The organism is Castellaniella sp. MT123 (assembly GCF_039614765.1).
GTDB lineage: Bacteria > Pseudomonadota > Gammaproteobacteria > Burkholderiales > Burkholderiaceae_B > Castellaniella.
Genome location: NZ_CP154879.1, coordinates 2372207 through 2391725, shown reverse-complemented (window position 1 = coordinate 2391725; position 19519 = coordinate 2372207). Strand labels below are relative to the sequence as shown.

Annotated in this window: 19 protein-coding genes; 4 read left to right on the top strand and 15 right to left on the bottom strand. The window is 65.2% G+C overall.

What is annotated here, in order from left to right; all coding sequences use genetic code 11:
* Positions 1-71: 71 nt before the first annotated feature.
* The 10 genes from hisG to ABCV34_RS11180 all read right to left on the bottom strand — a co-directional run bounded on the left by hisG (position 72) and on the right by ABCV34_RS11180 (position 7951).
* The gene (gene hisG / locus ABCV34_RS11225; RefSeq protein ID WP_345796308.1) at positions 72-737 is read right to left on the bottom strand and encodes an ATP phosphoribosyltransferase; all 666 of its coding nucleotides are present in this window, start codon (positions 735-737) and stop codon (positions 72-74) included.
* A gap of 12 nt (positions 738-749) precedes the next feature.
* Positions 750-2003, bottom strand: a complete 1254-nt coding sequence (murA, locus tag ABCV34_RS11220; RefSeq protein ID WP_345796307.1) for a UDP-N-acetylglucosamine 1-carboxyvinyltransferase — start codon at positions 2001-2003, stop codon at positions 750-752.
* Entirely contained in the window at positions 1996-2247 is a 252-nt protein-coding gene (locus ABCV34_RS11215; protein WP_345796306.1) for a BolA/IbaG family iron-sulfur metabolism protein, read from the bottom strand. The genes murA and ABCV34_RS11215 overlap by 8 nt, the downstream gene beginning before the upstream one ends.
* A gap of 3 nt (positions 2248-2250) precedes the next feature.
* The gene (locus ABCV34_RS11210) at positions 2251-3009 is read right to left on the bottom strand and encodes an ABC transporter permease (protein ID WP_345798769.1); all 759 of its coding nucleotides are present in this window, start codon (positions 3007-3009) and stop codon (positions 2251-2253) included.
* A 29-nt stretch (positions 3010-3038) separates the two neighbouring features.
* Positions 3039-3830 carry an ABC transporter ATP-binding protein gene (locus tag ABCV34_RS11205; RefSeq protein WP_345796305.1) on the bottom strand — a complete coding sequence of 264 codons (792 nt, stop codon included), beginning with the start codon at positions 3828-3830 and terminating at the stop codon, positions 3039-3041.
* A 290-nt stretch (positions 3831-4120) separates the two neighbouring features.
* Positions 4121-4777 (bottom strand): ABC transporter substrate-binding protein, encoded by a 657-nt coding sequence (locus tag ABCV34_RS11200; protein ID WP_345796304.1) that lies wholly within the window; start codon positions 4775-4777, stop codon positions 4121-4123.
* 86 nt (positions 4778-4863) lie between these two features.
* Complete coding sequence (locus ABCV34_RS11195) at positions 4864-5700, bottom strand: MlaA family lipoprotein (RefSeq protein ID WP_345796303.1); 837 nt, start codon at positions 5698-5700, stop codon at positions 4864-4866.
* A 62-nt stretch (positions 5701-5762) separates the two neighbouring features.
* Positions 5763-6326 carry an outer membrane lipid asymmetry maintenance protein MlaD gene (gene mlaD, locus ABCV34_RS11190; RefSeq protein ID WP_345796302.1) on the bottom strand — a complete coding sequence of 188 codons (564 nt, stop codon included), beginning with the start codon at positions 6324-6326 and terminating at the stop codon, positions 5763-5765.
* Between the two features lie 12 nt (positions 6327-6338).
* Positions 6339-7127, bottom strand: coding sequence for a lipid asymmetry maintenance ABC transporter permease subunit MlaE (mlaE, locus tag ABCV34_RS11185; protein ID WP_345796301.1), 789 nt, complete (start codon positions 7125-7127; stop codon positions 6339-6341).
* Positions 7124-7951: an ABC transporter ATP-binding protein gene (locus ABCV34_RS11180; RefSeq protein ID WP_345796300.1), complete on the bottom strand. Its 828-nt coding sequence runs from the start codon at positions 7949-7951 to the stop codon at positions 7124-7126. The genes mlaE and ABCV34_RS11180 overlap by 4 nt, the downstream gene beginning before the upstream one ends.
* A gap of 122 nt (positions 7952-8073) precedes the next feature.
* On the opposite strand from ABCV34_RS11180, the gene ABCV34_RS11175 reads away from it, so the two are divergent.
* The 4 genes from ABCV34_RS11175 (at position 8074) to ABCV34_RS11160 (ending at position 10165) form a co-directional block, all read left to right on the top strand.
* A complete protein-coding gene (locus tag ABCV34_RS11175; protein ID WP_345796299.1) occupies positions 8074-8622 on the top strand; it encodes a sigma-70 family RNA polymerase sigma factor in 549 nt (182 codons plus the stop codon).
* 14 nt (positions 8623-8636) lie between these two features.
* On the top strand, positions 8637-9098 hold the full coding sequence (locus ABCV34_RS11170; protein WP_345796298.1) for a hypothetical protein: 462 nt from the start codon (positions 8637-8639) through the stop codon (positions 9096-9098).
* Positions 9095-9580: a periplasmic heavy metal sensor gene (locus ABCV34_RS11165; protein ID WP_345796297.1), complete on the top strand. Its 486-nt coding sequence runs from the start codon at positions 9095-9097 to the stop codon at positions 9578-9580. The genes ABCV34_RS11170 and ABCV34_RS11165 overlap by 4 nt, the downstream gene beginning before the upstream one ends.
* Before the next feature lie 93 nt (positions 9581-9673).
* Complete coding sequence (locus ABCV34_RS11160; protein WP_345796296.1) at positions 9674-10165, top strand: hypothetical protein; 492 nt, start codon at positions 9674-9676, stop codon at positions 10163-10165.
* A gap of 58 nt (positions 10166-10223) precedes the next feature.
* On the opposite strand, the gene ABCV34_RS11155 is transcribed toward ABCV34_RS11160, so the two are convergent.
* The 5 genes from ABCV34_RS11155 to ABCV34_RS11135 all read right to left on the bottom strand — a co-directional run bounded on the left by ABCV34_RS11155 (position 10224) and on the right by ABCV34_RS11135 (position 19382).
* Complete coding sequence (locus ABCV34_RS11155) at positions 10224-11687, bottom strand: glutamate synthase subunit beta (RefSeq protein WP_345796295.1); 1464 nt, start codon at positions 11685-11687, stop codon at positions 10224-10226.
* Between the two features lie 14 nt (positions 11688-11701).
* Positions 11702-16399, bottom strand: coding sequence for a glutamate synthase-related protein (locus ABCV34_RS11150; protein WP_345796294.1), 4698 nt, complete (start codon positions 16397-16399; stop codon positions 11702-11704).
* A 278-nt stretch (positions 16400-16677) separates the two neighbouring features.
* Positions 16678-17493, bottom strand: coding sequence for an ABC transporter ATP-binding protein (locus ABCV34_RS11145; RefSeq protein ID WP_345796293.1), 816 nt, complete (start codon positions 17491-17493; stop codon positions 16678-16680).
* A 13-nt stretch (positions 17494-17506) separates the two neighbouring features.
* The gene (locus ABCV34_RS11140) at positions 17507-18562 is read right to left on the bottom strand and encodes an iron ABC transporter permease (protein ID WP_345796292.1); all 1056 of its coding nucleotides are present in this window, start codon (positions 18560-18562) and stop codon (positions 17507-17509) included.
* Positions 18563-18596: 34 nt separating this feature from the next.
* Entirely contained in the window at positions 18597-19382 is a 786-nt protein-coding gene (locus ABCV34_RS11135; protein WP_345796291.1) for a hypothetical protein, read from the bottom strand.
* Positions 19383-19519: the final 137 nt, after the last annotated feature.

Below are 19519 nucleotides of genomic sequence, written 5' to 3'. Positions count from 1 at the left end.
TGCCGCTGGGGGGTGCGGGCGGCCGCGATGGGCCTTGTCCCGCCGTGACCCGATTGGCCTTGCCCGCCCCGTCAGGCCATCCGCACGGAGGCCTGAGCGAACGCATCCAGGAAGGGTTGCAGGCGTGGGCCCTGCATCTTCAGGGCGGCCTGGTTGACGATCAGGCGTGACGAAATCTGGCGGATTTCCTCGACTTCGACCAGTTTATTGGCGCGCAGGGTACCGCCCGAGGACACCAGGTCCACGATGGCGTCGGCCAGACCGACCAGCGGCGCGAGTTCCATCGAGCCGTAGAGTTTGATGATGTCCACGTGCACGCCTTTGGCGGCGAAGTGTTCGCGGGCGGCGCGCACGTATTTCGTGGCGATGCGCAGGCGCGAGCCCTGGCGTACGGCCGTCTGGTAATCGAAGCCTTCGGGGGCGGCCACGCACAGGCGGCAGCGGGCGATGTTCAGGTCGATGGGCTGATACAGGCCGCCCGGATGCTGCGCCATGTGTTCGTGCAGCACATCCTTGCCGGCGATGCCGAAGTCGGCTGCGCCATACTGCACGTAGGTGGGCACGTCCGAGGCGCGCACGATGATGATGCGCAGGGCGTCCGAGTCGGTCGGCAGGATCAGCTTGCGCGAGGTCTCTGGGTTTTCGGGCACGCCCACGCCGGCGGCGGCCAGCAGCGGCAGGGTTTCTTCGAAGATGCGTCCCTTGGACAGAGCCAGGGTAAGGGGGGCTTGTGCCATGCGTCGGTTCGCCTATTGAATGCGTTGGATGTCCGCGCCCAGCGCCTGGAGCTTGTGTTCCATGCGTTCGTAGCCACGATCCAGGTGGTAGATGCGTTCCACCGTGGTCTGCCCCTGGGCGGCCAGGCCGGCGATGACCAGGCTGGCCGAGGCGCGCAGGTCTGTGGCCATGACGGTGGCGCCCAGCAACCGCGGGCTGCCCTGAACGATGGCAGTGTGCCCGTCGATCTCGATGTCGGCCCCCATGCGGCAGAGTTCCTGCACGTGCATGTAGCGATTTTCGAAGATGTTTTCCGTGATGACGGCGGTGCCGTCGGCCAGGGTGTTCAGGGCCATGAGCTGGGCCTGCATGTCGGTCGGGAAACCGGGGTATTCACTGGTCCGGAAGCCTGTGGCGCGGGGGCGCCCGGCCATGCGCGCGCGGATCCAGTCCGGGCCGGTGGTGATTTCCAGCCCGGCGTCACGCAGTTTGTCGAGCACCGCACCGAGCGTATCAGGCGCAGCACGGCGCAGGGTGATGTCGCCGCCAGCTGCGGCGACAGCGCACAGGAAGGTGCCGGCCTCGATGCGGTCGGGCACGATCCGGTGATGGGCGCCATGCAGGCGCTCGACGCCTTCGATCACGATGCGGTCGGTGCCATGGCCTTCGATGTGGGCCCCCATGGAGATCAGCACGCGCGCCAGATCCACGACTTCGGGTTCGCAGGCGGCATTTTCCAGAACCGTGCGGCCTTCGGCCAGCGCCGCGGCCATCATCAGGTTTTCTGTGCCGGTGACGGTGACCATGTCGGTCAGGATGCTGGCCCCACGCAGGCGCCTTGCCTCGGCCACGACGAAGCCATGTTCGATGTGGATGCTGGCGCCCATGGCGGCCAGGCCCTTGATGTGCTGGTCCACCGGACGCTGGCCGATCGCGCAGCCGCCCGGCAGACTGACCCGGGCGTTGCCGAAGCGCGCCACCAGGGGGCCCAGCACCAGGATGGACGCCCGCATGGTCTTCACCAGTTCGTAGGGCGCTTCCTGGCTGTGTACCTGGTCGGCGCGCAGGGTGACCTGCTCGTCACCCGGGCGGCTGGTGTGCACGCCCATGCGCTCGAGCAAGGTCAGCGTGGTGCCGATGTCGCGTAGGGCCGGGACGTTGTCGAGCACCAGCGGCTCGTCCGTCAGCAGGGCGGCGCACAGGATCGGCAGGGCGGCGTTCTTCGCACCCGAAATGTTGACCTCGCCCCGCAGCGGGCGGCCGCCCTGGATGAGGAGCTTATCCATTGTCTTTCGTGGCCGCGTATTCGGCGGGTGTGAGGTTGCGCATGGACAGCGCGTGGATTTCGGCGCGCATACGGTCGCCCAGCGCCTGGTAGACCGTGCGGTGGCGGGCCAGCGTGTTCTGGCCCTCGAAGGCCTTGCTGACGATCAGCGCTTCGAAATGGGCACCGTCGCCATAGACTTCCAGGTGTTCACAGTCCAGGTGTTCGGCGATGTACTGGCGGACGTGTTCGGGGGTAGGCGACATGGCTCAACTCCGTAATTTGTAGCCGCGCGCCAGCAGGCGCAGGGCGAAAAGGCTCAGGGCGATGGCGACGGCCAGCACGACGGCCAGCCCGCGCCAGGGGGATACGTCGGATACGGCGAAAAAGCCGTAGCGGAATCCGTCGATCATGTAGAACACTGGATTCCAGCGGGATACGGCCTGCCAGAAAGGGGGCAGGCTGTGGATGGAGTAAAACACCCCGGAGAGGAACGTGGCGGGCACGATCAGGAAATTCTGGAACGCCGCCAGTTGGTCGAATTTTTCCGACCACAGGCCTGCGATCAGACCCAGCGTGCCCAGGATCCAGCAAGACAGCACGGCGAAGGTCAGCAGCCAGATTGGTTCGGTGACCGGCAATGCCACGAAAAACAGCGCCATGGCCCAGATGCAGATGCCGACCGTCAGGCCGCGTGCGACGGCCGCCAGCAGGTAGGCGGTGAAGATCTGCCGGTGCGAGAAGGGCGGCAGCAGCACGAAAATCAGATTGCCCGTGATGCGGCTTTGGATCAGGGATGAGGACGGGTTGGCGAAGCTGTTTTGCAGCATGCTCATCATCATCAGGCCCGGAATCAGAAAGGCCGTGTAGGACAAGCTGCCGTAGACGTGCACCCGGTCTTCCAGCACGTGGGAAAAGATCAGCAGGTATAGCAGCGCCGTCACCACCGGGGCGGCGATCGTCTGCAGGCCGACCTTCCAGAAGCGCATCAGTTCCTTGTGCAGCAGCGTGGGGAACCCCGAGCCCATGATGGGCCGGGCTTGGGCGACGGGGCGGATCACAGTTCGGCCTCCAGCAGGGAATCATCGTGCATGATGTGCACGAAGGCGTCTTCCAGGTCGGAGCCGCCGAAACGGGCCATCAGGGCCTGGGTTGTGTCCAGGGCTACGATATGGCCGGATTTCAACATGGCAACCCGGCCGCACAGCGATTCGGCCTCTTCCAGATAATGCGTCGTGAGCAGGATGGTGTGTCCGGCCTGATTCAAGCGGGTGATGAAGTCCCACAGCGTGCGGCGCAGATCCACGTCGACCCCGGCCGTGGGCTCGTCCAGAATGATGACAGGCGGGCGGTGCACCAATGCCTGCGCGACCAGGACCCGCCGCTTCATGCCGCCCGACAGAGCGCGCATGTTGATCTCGGCCTTGTCCAGCAATCCGAGATTGTCCAGGATCTCGTCGATCCAGTCGTCATTGTTGCGCAGCCCGAAGTAGCCGGACTGCAGGCGCAGGGTCTCGCGCACGGTGAAGAACGGGTCGTAGACGAGTTCCTGGGGGACGACCCCCAGCGACTGACGGGCGCGGCGAAAGTCCCCGACCACGTCGTAGCCACAGACCCGGGCGGTGCCCCGTGTCGCGTGCGCGAGACCGGCCAGGATGGAGATCAGGGTCGTCTTGCCCGCGCCGTTGGGGCCCAGCAAACCGAAGAATTCGCCGTGCTCGACCGTCAGGGTGACGTCGTGCAGGGCCTGGAAGCCGGTGGGCACGGGACGCCCCAACAGCCGATCACGCAGGGATCGCTGAGCGGGAGCATAGACTTTGGAGATATTTTGCAGGTCGAGGGCGGGCATGAGCAGACAATGGCGCCCCGAAATGGGCGCCATTAAGCATTATAAGCGGTGATCCTGGGGTGGGGGCTGGAGACGCGGCAGCGGGCAGCCTGGCATGAGGGGGTGGTGCAAACGCGTGAGGCGCCAGCCGCTTCTGAAGGGAAGCCGGGGGACGTCGGCGTGTGTGTCTGAGCCGCGAAGCGGCGAGTTCGCACGCCGCCCGGCTGGACGAAGAAGGGCTGGGCAGTCCGACCGGAGGGAGGACCGCCGAACAGAGCGCACCACCCCCTCATGCCAGGCTGACAGCGTGTTTACTGCGATTGCCCGCTCTTCGCGTTCAGTGCCTTGATCAGCCCATCGATCCCGCTGTTGCCGATTTCCTGGGAGAACTGATTGCGGTAATTCTGAATCAGCCAAATGCCCTCGACGTTCAGGTCGTAGACCTTCCAGCCCGCATCCGTATGTTCCAGCCGGTAGTCCACGCCGATCGGAGCACCGTTGGGTTGCGACACCAGCGTGCGCACGACCGCGTCATTGGCCTGGTTGCCCTCGCGGAACGGTTGCAGCGTGATCGTCGTGCTCGGGGTCACCCGCGTGAAGGCCCCGCTGTAGGTGCGGATCAGCGTGCCGGTGAAGGCCTTGACCAGCTCGCTTTGCTGTTCGGCCGATGCCTGACGCCAGTAGCGCCCAGCCGCTAGGCGTGTGGTTTTGTTCATGTCCACATAGGGCAGTGCGTACTTGCGCACGATGGCCGTGATGTGGCTGACGTCGCCCTGGATGGCCTTCGGGTCGGCCTTGACGGCCTCGAGCATGTTGTCGGCGACCGAGGACAGGAAGACGTCCGGTGCGGCTTTCGGGTCGACCGGCCGTTCAGCGTGAGCGATGGGCAGGGCACCAAGGCCCAGGGTGGCGCTCAGCAGGCACAGTTGCCCGATCCGGCGCAGGTTAAAGAATGGCGAAATCATCATCAGGGACTCCAAGGGCGCCGGGATCGTCCCGCGCGCCCGGGTTTCCGGCGTGGGCACGGACGGACCGGGCCCGCGCCGGCGGGTTGCTACCGGGTGGGCTGGGCGTCCGGATCCTCGTAGACCGGCAGGTCGGTCTGGGCAGGGCTGGCGGTGTGATCCAGCGTGTCCTGGGTGCTGGCGCGTTCGCTTTGGCGGCGGCTGTCCAGCATAGCCTTGCGGCGCTGCAGATACGCGTCTCGGATGAAACTGTATTTGTCCAGGGCGATCTGATCCACCAGGCGGTCGGCTTCCAGCAGGCCGGCCCGTGTATCCACAATATACAAGCCCAGGATCGAATTGCGAACCGGGATGTCGTCGATGGCGAAGACCGCGGCCGTCGGGGTCACCGGGGCGGCCAGGGTGACGGCCGTGCCCACGCCATCACGTACCGTGCTGGGTCCCAGGAATGGCAGCACCATGTAAGGGCCGTGGCCGAAACCCCAAACGCCCAGCGTCATGCCGAAGTCATTGGGGATCTTGCGCGCCCCGTGCATGGAAGCAATGTCGATGCAGCCGCCCAGACCTGCCGTGGTGTTGAACAGCACGCGTCCGAAGGTATCCACGAAGTCGCGCCCGCGCCCCTGCAGCAGGCTGTTGACGGCCGACCAGACGTCGCCCAGGTTGCCGAAGATGTTGTGGACACAGGTGCGCACCGGCTGGGGGGTGACCTTTTCGTAGCCGGTGGCGATTGGCTTCAGTACCGCGCGATCCACAGTGTCGTTGAAGGTGTATACGCCACGGTTATAGGATTCCCAGGGGTCGTTGGGTGACGGGTGGGGTACCTGGGCACAGCCGGCCATCAGCGCGACAGAGGCCAGCGCCAGACTGGCGCGGGTCAGTGAGCGGCGCGGAACGGATCGAAGATGTGTGTGGATCGCAGTCATGGAACGGTTCAAGCGGTCGACGGACGAGCCGTCGGACGAAATGGGTTGCGTATTGTAACCGTTTAATGCGTGGCGGCAGGTGCGGCGCCGGCCGGGGAACCGGATGACGGCACCGCAGGTGGCGTCGGCGAGCCGGTCGGGGCGCCATTCGTAGCCGGCGCGGCCGACCCGCCCTTTTCCGCCGAGTTATACAGGAACTTGCTGATCAGGTCTTCGAGTACGACTGCCGATTGCGTGAACCGGATCGTGCCGCCGTCGGCCAGGTTCTTGTCCTCGCCGCCCGGTGTCAGGCCGACGTATTGCTCGCCCAGCAGACCCGATGTCAGGATCGAGGCCGACGTATCCTCTGGAAATGTGTACTGTTTTTCCATGTCCAGCGTGACGGTTGCCTGGAAGCGCTGGTTGTCGAAGCCGACCGAGGCGACCCGGCCGACCACGACGCCGCTGCTTTTGACCGGTGCGCGCACCTTCAGCCCGCCGATGTTGTCGAAATCGGCATGCACCTGGTATGTCGGCGCGAAGGAGAAAGAACTCATGTTGCCGGCGCGCAGGGCCAGGAACACCAGAGCGATCAGGCCCAGCAGAATGAACAGGCCAACCCAAAAATCCGTTTTTTCGCGTGTCATGAAAATCGATCCTTAGTGCGCGAACATCAGCGCCGTCAACAGGAAATCCAGCCCCAGCACGGCCAGCGCGCCGCTGACCACCGTGCGGGTGGTGGCCCGGGACACTCCTTCCGGGGTAGCCCGGGACGTCCAGCCTTGGTAGAGTGCGATCAGGGTGACCACGACGCCGAACACCAGGCTCTTGATGACGCCATTGAGCACGTCTTTTACCACGTCGACCCCGCCCTGCATCTGCGACCAGAAGGCCCCTGGGTCGATGCCGATCAGCACGACGCCGACGAACCAGCCCCCCAGGATGCCGACCATGGAAAAGACCGCCGCCAGCACCGGCATGGCAATCACGCCCCCCCAGAATCTGGGCGTCAGGACCCGGCGCACCGGGTCCACGGCCATGACCTCCATGGCCGACAGCTGTTCGCCCGCTTTCATCAGCCCGATCTCGGCCGTGAGCGACGTGCCGGCCCGGCCGGCAAAGAGCAGCGCCGTGACCACCGGACCCAGTTCGCGCACCAGCGATAGCGCAACCAGCAGGCCCAGGGCTTCCTCGGAGCCATAGCGTTCCAGTGTGTAATAGCCCTGTAGCCCCAGAACGAAGCCGACGAACAAGCCGGACACGCTGATGATCAGCAGCGAGTGATTGCCGATGAAGTGCACCTGCTGGGCGGTCAGCCGAGGACGGCGCCACAGGATGCCGCTGCGGGCCAGGATGGCGAAGAACAGGCGGACGAAGGCGCCCAGGCCGACCACCATCGACACGAAATTGTGGCCCAGGGAGGCAATATGAAGAGAGGGGCGATTCATGCGGTTCCCCGTTGTGCCGCGAACCAGCGCTCGAAGGCCGGCGTCAGCGGGTAGTGGAATCCGATGGGGCCATCGGGCCGGCCTTCCAGGAATTGTTGCAGGTACTCGTCCCGGGAGGCGGAGAGCTCGGCTGGCGTGCCATGGGCGATCAACCGTCCTTGTCCGATCAGATAGATCTGGTCCGCGATGGGGAAGGATTTCGCGACGTCGTGGGTAATCAGGATCGAGGCGCAGCCCAGTGTGTCGGTCATGCGGCGGATCAGCTGCGCCGTGATGCCCAGGGAAATCGGATCCAGGCCCGCGAAGGGTTCGTCGTACAGGATCAGTTCGGGTTCCAGCACGATAGCCCGGGCCAATGCGACGCGCCGTGCCATGCCGCCGGAAATTTCCGAGATGCGCAGGTGGGCCGCATGACGCAGGCCGACCGCCTGGAGTTTATCCAGGACGCGTTCCAGAATCTGTTGTTCTGAAATGCAGGTGTGTTCACGCAACGGAAAGGCGACGTTCTCGAAGACGTTCAAGTCCGTGAACAGTGCGCCGCCCTGGAACAAGACGCCCATGCGCTGGCGAAGTTCGCGCAGGGGTTCGCCGTGTATCCGGGCCATATCCTGGCCAAAGACCGTGATGCGCCCGGATTGCGCCTGCAGCTGGCCGGTCGCGGCGCGCAGCAGCGTGGTCTTGCCCGATCCGGATCCGCCCATCATGGCCACGACCTGTTTCGGCATGACCTGCAGGTCGATGTCGCGCAACACGGTGAAGTCTCCGTAGCCTAACGAGGCGCCGGCGAAGGTTACGACAGGATCGGTGGGATTGGTTGAACTCATCGGGGGTCAATTGGCCGCATCGGTTTAACATTGTACCTGTGCTGATCAGTGGGGCCGAGACGCCCTTGTCACCGGGATCAGTCGAGCGGGAACTTTTTGCGCCGCCATTCGTTGGAGAAGGGGTGAACGCGGATGCCGACCTCGAGGATATGCGCTATGCGGTGCGCGCCAGTGCCGGGGATGCGAACGCCTATGCCTGGCTGGTAACGCGGCATCAGGGCGCCGTCCATCGTTATCTCGTGCGGTTGATCGGGGTCCCGGAAATCGCGCGCGAGTTGACGCAGGACACCTTTTTGCGGGCTTACCAGGCGATCCGGACCTGGCAACCGGAGGCGCGGTTCCTGACCTGGCTGTTCCGGATTGCACACAACCTGGCGCTGGACCACTTGCGGCGTGCGAAACATGTGCGCCTGGAGCCGCTGGACGAGGGTCTCGACGTGCCGGACCCCGCCCCCGGACCGGAAAAGCAGCTTGAAACCCGACAAAGGGCGCGCGAGCTGGAACGGGCTCTGGCCACTCTGGCGCCGGCGCATCGCGAGGTCCTGCTGCTGCGCGAGATCGAGGAAATGTCCTATGAGGATATTGCGCACACGCTGGATCTGAACCTGGGCACCGTGCGCTCACGTATTGCCCGTGCCCGGACGGCGTTGCTCGCCGCCCTGAGAACTTGACCGAGGAAATATCCATGCCTTGTCCCCACACGCTATTGCTGTCCGCCAGCCTCGATCCGGAATGCACGGACAGGCGACGATCACAGATCCTGGGGCATGTCCGGTCCTGCCCCATCTGCGCAGCGGAACTGGCGGTGCTCCAATCCCTGTCCGCCGACCTGCGGGCCTTGCCCGACCCGGGTGGGGCGTCAGACCTGTCCGGTGCCTGGAAGGCGTCCCCGACGGTTTCCTCGCGCGGCCGCTTCCGCTGGAAATTCTGGCGGGACGGCTCGTCCTGGTGGACGCAGCTGCCGGCCGGGCTGGCGGTCGCGGCTTCTTTGGCGGCTGGCGTCGGACTGGCGGACTGGTCCTTGCCCGTGGCGGGGCCCGCGCAGTCCCTGGCAGTGACGGCGCGGATGGACAGTTTTGATCCGGTGCCCCCGGGCGGGCTGTGTGCCGCGGCCGGCTTGTGCGGAACCCCCCGGGAGCGCACATGACAGCCCGACTCCGCAACACATTGCTGGCTGTCTCCCTGGCCCTCAATGTCGGTTTCCTGGCCACGGCCGTTCAGCGCCACTGGCTCGGTCCCGCGCAGGACCGGCAGGAGGCCATGGCGCCCCTGGCGCAGCGCCTGAACCTGTCGGCCGCGCAACGGACAGCCTGGACCGCGCTCGAGGGGCCGTTCGTGAGCGACCTGGCCGGGAACTGGGCGGCCATCCGCGTGCAGCGTCAGGCCTTGCTGGATGAGATCTTTGCCGCGCACCCGGACGAGGCGCGCCTGGCCAGCATCCAGGAGCGGATCGCCGCCTTGCAGGACAGTCAGCAGAAACGCGTGATTCGCCAGTTGCTGGCCGAACGTGGCGTGCTGGATGCCCATCAGCAAGATGTCCTCAGGAGCCTGTTGATGCAGGAATATGCCGCGCAGGCAGGCCAGGCCACCCAGGCGGAGCGCCTGCACCAGACAGCGCCGCATCCTTGACGGTGGCGATTGCGGGATGGATGGAACTTTTTTCCGGATGGTCCGTTAGAGCAGATGTCAGACCGATATTTGTCCTTTTCACGGAGATGAAACATGTCCATCCAAGCCCCCCGCCTTCTGCTCGCCCTGAGCCTCGCCCTGCCCCTCGCCTTGTCCGCCGGCCCCACGCTAGCGCAAACGCATGATCATGGTTCTGCCGCATCGACGGCGCTGACCCTGGATCATGGTCAGAAATGGGCGACCGATGCCCCGTTGCGTCGGGCCATGGGCAATCTGGCGCAGGCGGTCAACCAGAGTCTGCCGGCGGCCCATGCCGGCACCTTGACCGACGCGCAATATGACGCGCTGGGTACGAAAGCCAATCAGGAATTCGCCTATATCGTCGAAAACTGCAAGCTGACGCCGCAAGCCGACGCCGCCCTGCACGTCATTCTGGCGGATATGGTCAACGGTGCCGAAGTCATCGGCGGCAAGCAGGCGGGCCAGCCCCGCGCCGACGGTGTCGTTCGCCTGGCGCAGGCGCTGAATCGTTATAGCGAATATTTCGACCATCCCGGCTGGCAGGAGGTCCAGCTGCCGCATTGAGCGGACAGCGCCTGGCGGGTCTGACGCCGGCATTGCCGGACGCCGGGCCCGCCGGCAGTCAGCGCGGCAGCACCGACGATCCCATCAGATACTCGTCCACCGACCGCGCGCATTGACGGCCTTCGCGGATCGCCCAGACCACCAGCGACTGGCCGCGCCGCATATCGCCGGCGGCAAAGACTTTTTCCCGGTTGCTGCAGTAATCGTTCGTGTTCGCCCGCGCGTTACCGCGACCGTCGACCTCGACGCCGAACGCATCCAGTACCGAGCGCATCGGCGACACGAATCCCATCGCCAGCAGCACCAGATCCGCCTGGATTTCGAAGCGCGAATCCTTCACCTCGCGCATCTTCATCTGGCCGGTGGCCTTGTCCTTCAGCCATTCGAGCCGGGTGGCGACGAGCTTCTCGACCTTGCCGCCCTTGCCCTCGAAGGCCTGTGTGCCGACCGCCCAGTCGCGCTGGCAGCCTTCCTCGTGCGAGGATGAGGTGCGCAGCTTGATCGGCCAGTACGGCCAGGTCAGCAGCTTGTTTTCCTCTTCCGGCGGGCGGAACATCAGTTCGAATTGCGTGACCGAGGCCGCGCCTTGGCGGTTGCTGGTGCCCACGCAGTCGGAACCCGTGTCGCCCCCGCCGATCACGATGACGTGCTTGCCCTTGGCATTGATCGGTTTGCTGATCCGGTCGCCATGGTTGATCTTGTTCTGCTGGCGCAGGAAATCCATGGCAAAGTGCACGCCGCGCAGCTCGCGTCCAGCCACCGGCAGATCGCGTGGCTGCTCGCTGCCGCCGGTCAGCACCACGGCGTCGTGTGTCGCCAGCAAATCGTCGGGGGTGATGACCGTCAGGCCGTCATCGGCGTCACCGGGGTTGCCGACGTAGGTCGAGGGAAAGAATTCCACGCCTTCGGCTTCCATCTGAGCCAGCCGGCGGTCGATATGAATCTTTTCCAGCTTGAAGTCCGGGATCCCGTAGCGCAGCAGCCCGCCGATGCGGTTGCTCTTTTCGTACACCGACACGTTGTGGCCGACGCGTGCCAGCTGCTGTGCACAGGCCAGGCCGGCGGGGCCGGAGCCTACGATCGCGACCTTTTTGCCCGTCTTGCGCGAGGGCGGCTGTGGCACGACCCAGCCTTCCTTCCAGCCGCGCTCGATGATCGTGTGCTCGATGGACTTGATGCCGACCGCGGTGTCGTTCAGGTTCAGCGTGCAGGCGGACTCGCACGGCGCGGGGCAGATTCTGCCGGTGAACTCCGGAAAATTGTTCGTCGACAGCAGTGTGTCGAGCGCGCGCTTCCAGTCCTGCTTGTAGACCAGGTCATTCCAGTCGGGGATGATGTTGTTGACCGGGCAGGCGTGCGTGCAGAACGGCACCCCGCAGTCCATGCAGCGGGCCCCCTGGATGCGGGCCTCTTCGTCGGTCAGCGGAGAGACGAATTCCTTCCAGTGGTGCAGACGGGATTCCGGCGCCTCGTACGCAGGCTTGACCCGGGCGAATTCCATGAAACCAGTGATTTTTCCCATGATGCGGTATTCCTTCAGGCGGCCAGGTCACGGGTCTGGGCGGCCTGCCACAGTTCGCCCAGTGCGCGGCGGTATTCGATCGGCGTGACTTTGACGAAGGCGCTGCGCGCCTGGTTCCAGTCGTCCAGGATTTCGCGGGCGCGGAAACTGCCCGTGTGACGGAAGTGGTTCTCCACCAGCCGGCGCACGATCGTTTCATCGGTCTCGCGTTCGCTGTCGCGGGTCTGGTGGTGCCAGAACTGCTTGTCGCCCGCCTGCTGCTGGGCGTCGTGGGCGCTCATCGGGTCCAGGTGGACCATGTCGGGGTTACAGCGCCGGACCAGGATGTGCTCCGGATCCCACACGTAGGCAACCCCACCCGACATCCCTGCGGCGAAGTTGCGTCCGGTCTCGCCCAGCACGACGACGGTGCCGCCGGTCATGTATTCGCAACCGTGGTCCCCCGTGCCTTCGACGACGGCCACCGCGCCCGAGTTGCGCACGGCGAAGCGCTCGCCCGCGACGCCGTTGAAATAGGCCTCGCCGCCAGTGGCGCCATACAGCACCGTGTTGCCCGCGATGATGTGATCCGGGCCGAAACCGCGGAAATCATTGGGCGAGCGTACGATCAGGCGGCCGCCCGACAGGCCCTTGCCGACGTAGTCGTTGGCTTCGCCCACCAGATCCAGGGTGATGCCGTGCGCCAGAAATGCGCCGAAGCTCTGGCCTGCCGCGCCGTTGCACTGGATGTGGATCGTGTCTTCCGGCAGCCCCTCGTGGCCGTATCGCCGGGCGACCTCGCCCGACAGCATGGCGCCGATGGTGCGGTTGCGATTGCGCACCGGCGTGATGAAGGAAACCTTTTCCCCCCGTTCCAGGGCGGCCTTGCTGCGGTCGATCAGCTGATGATCCAGCGCGTGGGCCAGGCCATGGTCCTGGCTGTCGGTGTTGTGTACCGAATCGGTGGTCTGGACTTGATGGAAGATACGGCTGAAATCCAGGCCATGGGCCTTCCAGTGATTGATCCCTTTGCGCATGTCCAGCAGATCGACGCGGCCGATCAGGTCGTCGACGCGCCGGATACCCAACTGCGCCATGATTTCGCGGACTTCCTCGGCGACGAAGAAGAAGTAGTTCACGACGTATTCGGGCTTGCCGTTGAATTTCTTGCGCAGCACCGGATCCTGGGTGGCGACGCCGGTCGGACAGGTGTTCAGATGGCATTTGCGCATCATGACGCAGCCTTCCACGATCAGGGGCGCGGTGGCAAAGCCGAATTCGTCGGCGCCCAGCATGGCGGCGATCGCCACATCGCGGCCGGTCTTCATCTGGCCGTCGGCCTGCACGCGGATGCGGCTGCGCAGGCGGTTCAGGACCAAGGTCTGCTGCGTTTCGGACAGGCCCAGTTCCCAGGGGATCCCGGCGTGTTTGATCGACGACACGGGAGAGGCCCCTGTGCCGCCGTCGTGGCCGGCGATGACCACGTGGTCGGCCTTGGCCTTGGCCACGCCGGTGGCCACCGTGCCCACGCCGACCTCGGCCACCAGCTTGACCGAGATCGAGGCCTGCTCGTTGACGTTCTTCAGGTCGTGGATCAGCTGCGCCAGGTCCTCGATGGAGTAGATGTCGTGGTGCGGCGGGGGCGAGATCAGGCCCACGCCCGGCACCGAATAGCGCAGTTGCGCGATGTAGTCGGTGACCTTGTGCCCCGGCAGCTGGCCGCCTTCGCCCGGCTTGGCGCCCTGGGCCATCTTGATCTGGATCTGGTCGGCGCTGCACAGGTATTCCGCCGTGACGCCGAAGCGCCCGGATGCGACCTGCTTGATGCGCGAGCGCAGCGAATCGCCGGCGGCCAACGGAATGTCGGCCACGACACGGTCCTTGCCCAGGACCGAGGCGATTGTGTCGCCCTTGCGCACGGTCGGCTTGCCGGCGCGCATCTCGCTCCGATAGCGCAGCGCGTCCTCGCCGCCCTCGCCGGTGTTGGACTTGCCGCCGATGCGGTTCATCGCGACCGCCAGGGTTGCGTGCGCTTCGGTGGAGATCGAACCCAGCGACATGGCGCCAGAGGCGAAGCGCTTGACGATTTCCTTGGCGGGCTCGACCTCGGACAGTGGAATGGCCTGCGCCGGGTCCACGCGGAATTCGAACAGGCCGCGCAGGGTCATGTGGCGCTTGGACTGATCGTTGATCAGCTGAGCGTATTCCTTGAAGGTGGAATAGTTGTTGGCGCGGGTGGCGTGCTGCAGCTTGGCGATCGAGTCCGGCGTCCACAGGTGCTCTTCGCCGCGAATCCGGAAGGCATAGTCGCCGCCTTCGTCGAGCCGGTCGGCCAGGACGGGGCTGTTGCCGAACGCCGCCTGATGCGTGCGCAGGGCCTCTTCGGCCACCTGGAAAATGTCGATGCCTTCGATGTTGCTGGGGGTGCCGGTGAAGTACTTTTTCACCAGGCTGTTGTGCAGGCCGACGGCTTCGAAAATCTGGGCCCCGGTGTAGGACATGTAGGTCGAGATGCCCATCTTGGACATGACCTTCTTCAGGCCCTTGCCGATCGCCTTGATGTAGTTTTCCGTGGCGTGGGGAATGCTGGATTCCAGCGCCGTCAGTGATTCCAGCGCCAGCCAGGGGTGCACGGCTTCGGCGCCATAGCCGCCCAACAGGGCGAAATGGTGGGTCTCGCGTGCGGAACCCGTTTCCACGATCAGGCCGGTCTTGGTGCGCAGGCCGGCGCGGATCAGGTGCTGGTGGATGGCCGACGTGGCCAGCAGGGCGGGGATCGCAACGTGATCGGCATCCACCTTGCGGTCGCTCAGCAGCAGGATGTTGTCGCCACTGCGCACGGCGTCCGCGGCGCTGGCGCACAGCGATGCCAGGCATGCCTCGATGCCTTCACGGCCCCAGGCGACCGGATAGGTGATGTCCAGCTCGCAGCAGCGGAACTTGTCGCTGGTCTGCTGGCTGATGTGGCGCAATTGCGCCATGGCGGCCTGGTCCAGCACCGGCTGGCTGATTTCCAGGCGCAGCGGCGGGTTGACGTTGTTGATGTCCAGCAGATTGGGCTTGGGTCCGATGAAGGACACCAGCGACATGACCAGCTGCTCGCGGATCGGGTCGATCGGCGGGTTGGTCACCTGCGCGAACATCTGGCGGAAATAGTTGTAGAAGGGCTTGGGGCGGTCCGACAGCACCGTCAGCGGCGCGTCGTTGCCCATCGATCCGATGGCCTCCTGGCCGCTCGTGGCCATGGGTTCCAGGATGAACTTGAAGTCTTCCTGCGTCCAGCCGAAGGCCTGCTGGCGGTCCAGCAGGCTGGCGGTGGCTTCGGGCAGGTCGTCGGACTTCAGGGCGGGCAGGTCGTCGAGCTTCATGCGCAGACGCTGGATCCACTGCGGATAGGGGTGCGCATTGGCCAGTTGCGACTTGATCTCTTCGTCGTCGATGATGCGGCCCTGCTGCAGGTCGATGAGCAGCATCTTGCCCGGCTGCAGGCGCCATTTCTTGACGATGCGGTGCTCGGGGATCTGCAGTGTGCCGGCTTCGGATGCCAGGATCACCATCTTGTCGTCGGTGATCAGGTAGCGCGCCGGGCGCAGGCCGTTGCGGTCCAGCGTGGCGCCGATCTGGCGCCCATCGGTGAAGGCCACCGCCGCCGGGCCGTCCCACGGCTCCATCATGGCCGCATGGTATTCGTAGAAGGCGCGCCGCGACTCGTCCATGTCGGCGTGCTGTTCCCAGGCCTCGGGAATCATGATCATCATGGCATGGGCCAGGGAATAGCCAGACATGACCAGCAGTTCCAGGCAGTTGTCGAAGGTGGCCGTATCCGACTGGCCTTCGTAGACGATCGGGTAGAGTTTGCCCAGATCCTCGCCCAGTACCGCCGAGGTCATGACCCCTTCGCGGGCGCGCAGCCAGTTGAAGTTGCCCTTGACCGTGTTGATCTCGCCATTGTGCGCGATCATGCGGTAGGGGTGCGCCAGCGGCCAGGCGGGGAAGGTGTTGGTGGAAAAACGCTGATGGACCAGGGCCAGCGCCGAAATGGCACGCGTGTCGGCCAGGTCGCGGTAGTAGACGCCGACCTGGTTGGCCAGCAGCAAGCCTTTGTAGACCACCGTGCGCACCGAAATCGACGGCACGAAATATTCCTGGCCGTGCGCCAGCTGCATGCGCTGGATGGCGTGGCTGGCGGTCTTGCGGATGACGTAGAGTTTGCGCTCCAGCGCGTCGGGCACCATGATGTCCGGGCCGCGGCCGATGAACAGCTGGCGGATGACCGGTTCGCAGGCACGCACGGTGGGCGACATCTTCATGTCGTGATCGATGGGCACGTCGCGCCAGCCCAGCACCACCTGGCCCTCGTCGCGCACGGCGCGTTCCAGTTCGCGTTCGCAGGCCAGGCGGGATGCGGTTTCCTTCGGCAGGAAGACCATCGCCACCCCGTAGTCGTCGGGGGGCGGCAGGGTTACGCCCTGCGCGGCCATTTCCTCGCGGTAGAGCTGGTCCGGGATCTGGAGCAGGATGCCCGCGCCGTCGCCCATCAGTTCGTCCGCGCCGACTGCGCCCCGGTGATCCAGGTTTTCCAGGATCCTCAGCGCCTGCTGAATGATGGTATGGCTTTTGTTGCCCTCGATGTGGGCGACGAAACCCACGCCGCAGGCGTCATGTTCGTATTCGGGGTGGTACAGACCCTGGGCGGCCGGCAGGCCGGGGGGACAGGAGGCGGGTTGGGTCATGGCGAGACTCGAAAGGGTGAAACGGGGGCCGGCGTCTGTGCTCGGTGGAATGTGGCGTCCGGAACAGGAAGCCCCACCGCGAAGGTGGAATCAGAAAATTACGCCGCCATGGTCTTGTCGACAATAGGTTTTTTCATGATGCGTCCCTATTTATAAGGATTGAATATGCTTATTAAGTTAATTGGGGACATATTTATTCAAATGAAAAATATGAATTAAATATTGATTCGAGGTTTTGATGGATGCGGGGAAACCCGAATGGCACAATCAAAAAATATTTATCGGATGTTGTCGCGCGCTGTCTGATGAGGCGCCGGTGGCGCGCACAGGCCATCGATCAGCACATGGGCAAGCCCGCGAGAGCAAGTCTCGACCCGGGCGTCTACCTGGTAGACCTGCGCCAGGGATTTGGCCGTGATCACCTGGTCGGGGGTGCCATGGCCGACCAGTTTGCCAGCCTGGATCAGCAGCGCGTCGTCGCTGCGCTGCAGGGCGACATTCAGGTCGTGCAGCACGATCAGGGTGATCAGGTCGTGCTCCTGGGTTTCCTGGCGCAGCAGGTTCATCACATGACACTGATAGTTCAGGTCCAGGGCGGATAAGGGCTCGTCGAGCAGCAGCAGGCGTGGCGTGCGGATCAGCGCCTGCGCCAGGCCCACCAGCTGCTTTTGTCCGCCTGAGAGCTGATCCAGATAGTGCATGGCCAGATGCTCGATACCCAGCCTAGTCAGCACGTCGAGAATGCGCTGCGGGCTGGCCGCCTGGGCTCGTGGATCCAGATCCGACGCGCGGGCAGCCACCAGGACCGATTCGAACACCCGTAGATGCACGGCTGCCGGCAGCGATTGCGGCAGGTAGACCACGCTTTGCGCCCGTCGCTCGAACGACAGGCGCGTCAGATCCTGGCCGTCCAGCAGCACCTGGCCCCGTACGGTCTTGAGCAGTCCCGCCACGGCTTTGAGCAGCGTCGATTTGCCGCTGCCGTTGGGCCCCAGCAGCGAGACCACGTGGCCAGGCCGTAGGGGCCCCACCGACAGGTCCCGGATGACGGTGTGATGGCCGTAGGCGACTGACAGGTCCTGGATCCGAAGCATGACGAAGTCGTCCTCATTTCACCTGACGGCGCAGCACGACCGCCAGGAAGAAGGGGACGCCGACCAGAGAGGTCACGATCCCCACCGGCACGATGATTCCGGGCACGATGTTTTTCGAGGTTATCGAGGCCAGCGACAGGATCGTGCCGCCCACCAGGGCGCTGCCCGGCAGGTAGAAGCGGTGGTCCTCGCCAAACAGGCGCCGGGCGATGTGCGGGGCGATCAAGCCGATAAAGCCGATCGTGCCGACGAAGGACACCGCCAGCGCCGCCAGGATGCTGATACGCACCAGCGCGGTCAGCCGCAGGCGCGGCACGTCGATGCCGAAGCTGGCGGCGCGGTCCTCGCCCAGGCGCAGGGCGGTCAGTTTCCAGGTGTCGCGCAGCGACAGCGGCAGCAGGATCAGGATCGTCAGCAGCAGGATACCCAGCTTTGGCCACGACGAGCGCGCCAGGCTGCCCATGGTCCAGAACACCAGGCCCTGCAGGGCTTCGGCGCTGGCCACGAACTGCACCAGCGAGACGGCGGCATTGAAAGAGAACACCAGGGCGATACCAAACAGGATCAGCCCCGAGGTGCTCATGGCGCCCCAGCGGGCAACCAGATCCAGCATCAGCGCCGACAGCAGGGCGAACACGAAGGCATTGGCCGCCACCATCCACGACTGCGGCACGCCTGGCAGCGACAGGCCCAGCACGATCGCCAGCGATGCGCCGAAGGCGGCCGCCGACGAAAGCCCCAGCGTGAACGGACTGGCCAGCGGGTTGTTCAGGATGGTCTGCATCTCCGCGCCCGCCAGGCCCAGGGCCAGACCGACGGCGACCGCCATCAGCGCATAGGGCAGGCGGATGTCCCAGACGATCACCCGCGTCGTCGGAACGGCCTGGGACGGGTGAAACAGGGCCTGGCTCAGATCGGCCCAGCCCAGCCCCGACGGCCCCAGCATGAAGTCCGCCAGAATCGATATCAGGATGATGACTGCCAGAAGCGCCGTCAGCAGCCAGCGGCGGCGCAGCAAGCGCTGATAGTGCGGCAGGGGGCCGGTTGGCGGGATGGGCGAAGAGGGCATGAAGATGCAGTGCGCTAGGGTTGGGCGGGTCCGGTCATACGGGTTTTCGGGGGCGGCCGCGTGGCGCCGGGCTGACGCGCCGGGACGCCAGCCGCCCCAGGTGCGTCAGAAAGATCTTTTCCCCCAGTGCCCACTGACCATGCAGGGCGGCTTCGATCTGCCGCCGCTGGGGTTCGGCCAGACCATCGGCCAGCCGCTTGCGCCACGCGGCCTGGCGGGAAAACGGGGTGTCGCCTTCGCGCCAGTAATCGGGGTGGTCGGTCAGCGGCATCGTGGCGTCGGCGTTCCGGTCTCCGGATGGCGGCCGGCTGATCGCCGCCAGGCCGGCGTGTTCGGCGGCCGAGGACCATGGCCATTGTGTGGCGCTGGTCACGTAGCCGGCCATCACCGCCAGGGATTCCACCCAGACCATGGCGGGCAGTACCCAGCGTCCGGGTTCCAGCAGGGCATTGTGATAGCGGCTCGTGTAGACGCGGGTGCGCATCAGTCCGGAACCCATGCGTCGGCCCAGGCCTTGCATCAGGTACGGCAATGACTGGGCATCGCCCGGCGTGGCCAGCAATGTGATCCCGTCCGGCAGTATGGCCCAGGCGTGGATCGCGGTGGCCGGTTTGTCGCCGGACGGATTCGGGTCGCCGTCGGGGCGTGCCGATTCCGTCCGCCCGTCCGCGAGGCCGCGGGTTTCCTCGCCGAGCCAGGCGTGGATCCGGTCCAGCGCGGGTCCTGGCACCGGGGCATCCGGTCGTGCCAGCGGGTAGGCGAACTGCGCCTGCACCAGTTGTGGGACGCGCGGTGCGTAAAGACGGGGAAGGCGGGCCATAATGTGGATGAAGGGACGGGCCGTCTGGACGGTGGGGTGTGTCCCTAATTATACGGATGCGATGCACATCCATAAATTCAAACGATCGTTTGAATTTTCCGCGTAAATCAGCGACAATCGAACGATCGGCTGCGGGA

What these genes read in the sequence shown, in the direction of transcription:
- mlaD (WP_345796302.1), bottom strand. Translation starts at nt 6,326, where the DNA reads ATGACACGCGAAAAAACGGATTTTTGGGTTGGCCTGTTCATTCTGCTG.
- ABCV34_RS11145 (WP_345796293.1), bottom strand. Translation starts at nt 17,493, where the DNA reads ATGCTTCGGATCCAGGACCTGTCAGTCGCCTACGGCCATCACACCGTC.
- ABCV34_RS11195 (WP_345796303.1), bottom strand. Translation starts at nt 5,700, where the DNA reads ATGACTGCGATCCACACACATCTTCGATCCGTTCCGCGCCGCTCACTG.
- ABCV34_RS11215 (WP_345796306.1), bottom strand. Translation starts at nt 2,247, where the DNA reads ATGTCGCCTACCCCCGAACACGTCCGCCAGTACATCGCCGAACACCTG.
- mlaE (WP_345796301.1), bottom strand. Translation starts at nt 7,127, where the DNA reads ATGAATCGCCCCTCTCTTCATATTGCCTCCCTGGGCCACAATTTCGTG.
- ABCV34_RS11140 (WP_345796292.1), bottom strand. Translation starts at nt 18,562, where the DNA reads ATGCCCTCTTCGCCCATCCCGCCAACCGGCCCCCTGCCGCACTATCAG.
- ABCV34_RS11160 (WP_345796296.1), top strand. Translation starts at nt 9,674, where the DNA reads ATGTCCATCCAAGCCCCCCGCCTTCTGCTCGCCCTGAGCCTCGCCCTG.
- ABCV34_RS11180 (WP_345796300.1), bottom strand. Translation starts at nt 7,951, where the DNA reads ATGAGTTCAACCAATCCCACCGATCCTGTCGTAACCTTCGCCGGCGCC.
- ABCV34_RS11200 (WP_345796304.1), bottom strand. Translation starts at nt 4,777, where the DNA reads ATGATGATTTCGCCATTCTTTAACCTGCGCCGGATCGGGCAACTGTGC.
- murA (WP_345796307.1), bottom strand. Translation starts at nt 2,003, where the DNA reads ATGGATAAGCTCCTCATCCAGGGCGGCCGCCCGCTGCGGGGCGAGGTC.
- ABCV34_RS11205 (WP_345796305.1), bottom strand. Translation starts at nt 3,830, where the DNA reads ATGCCCGCCCTCGACCTGCAAAATATCTCCAAAGTCTATGCTCCCGCT.
- ABCV34_RS11210 (WP_345798769.1), bottom strand. Translation starts at nt 3,009, where the DNA reads ATGGGCTCGGGGTTCCCCACGCTGCTGCACAAGGAACTGATGCGCTTC.
- ABCV34_RS11135 (WP_345796291.1), bottom strand. Translation starts at nt 19,382, where the DNA reads ATGGCCCGCCTTCCCCGTCTTTACGCACCGCGCGTCCCACAACTGGTG.
- ABCV34_RS11150 (WP_345796294.1), bottom strand. Translation starts at nt 16,399, where the DNA reads ATGACCCAACCCGCCTCCTGTCCCCCCGGCCTGCCGGCCGCCCAGGGT.
- ABCV34_RS11155 (WP_345796295.1), bottom strand. Translation starts at nt 11,687, where the DNA reads ATGGGAAAAATCACTGGTTTCATGGAATTCGCCCGGGTCAAGCCTGCG.
- hisG (WP_345796308.1), bottom strand. Translation starts at nt 737, where the DNA reads ATGGCACAAGCCCCCCTTACCCTGGCTCTGTCCAAGGGACGCATCTTC.
- ABCV34_RS11170 (WP_345796298.1), top strand. Translation starts at nt 8,637, where the DNA reads ATGCCTTGTCCCCACACGCTATTGCTGTCCGCCAGCCTCGATCCGGAA.
- ABCV34_RS11165 (WP_345796297.1), top strand. Translation starts at nt 9,095, where the DNA reads ATGACAGCCCGACTCCGCAACACATTGCTGGCTGTCTCCCTGGCCCTC.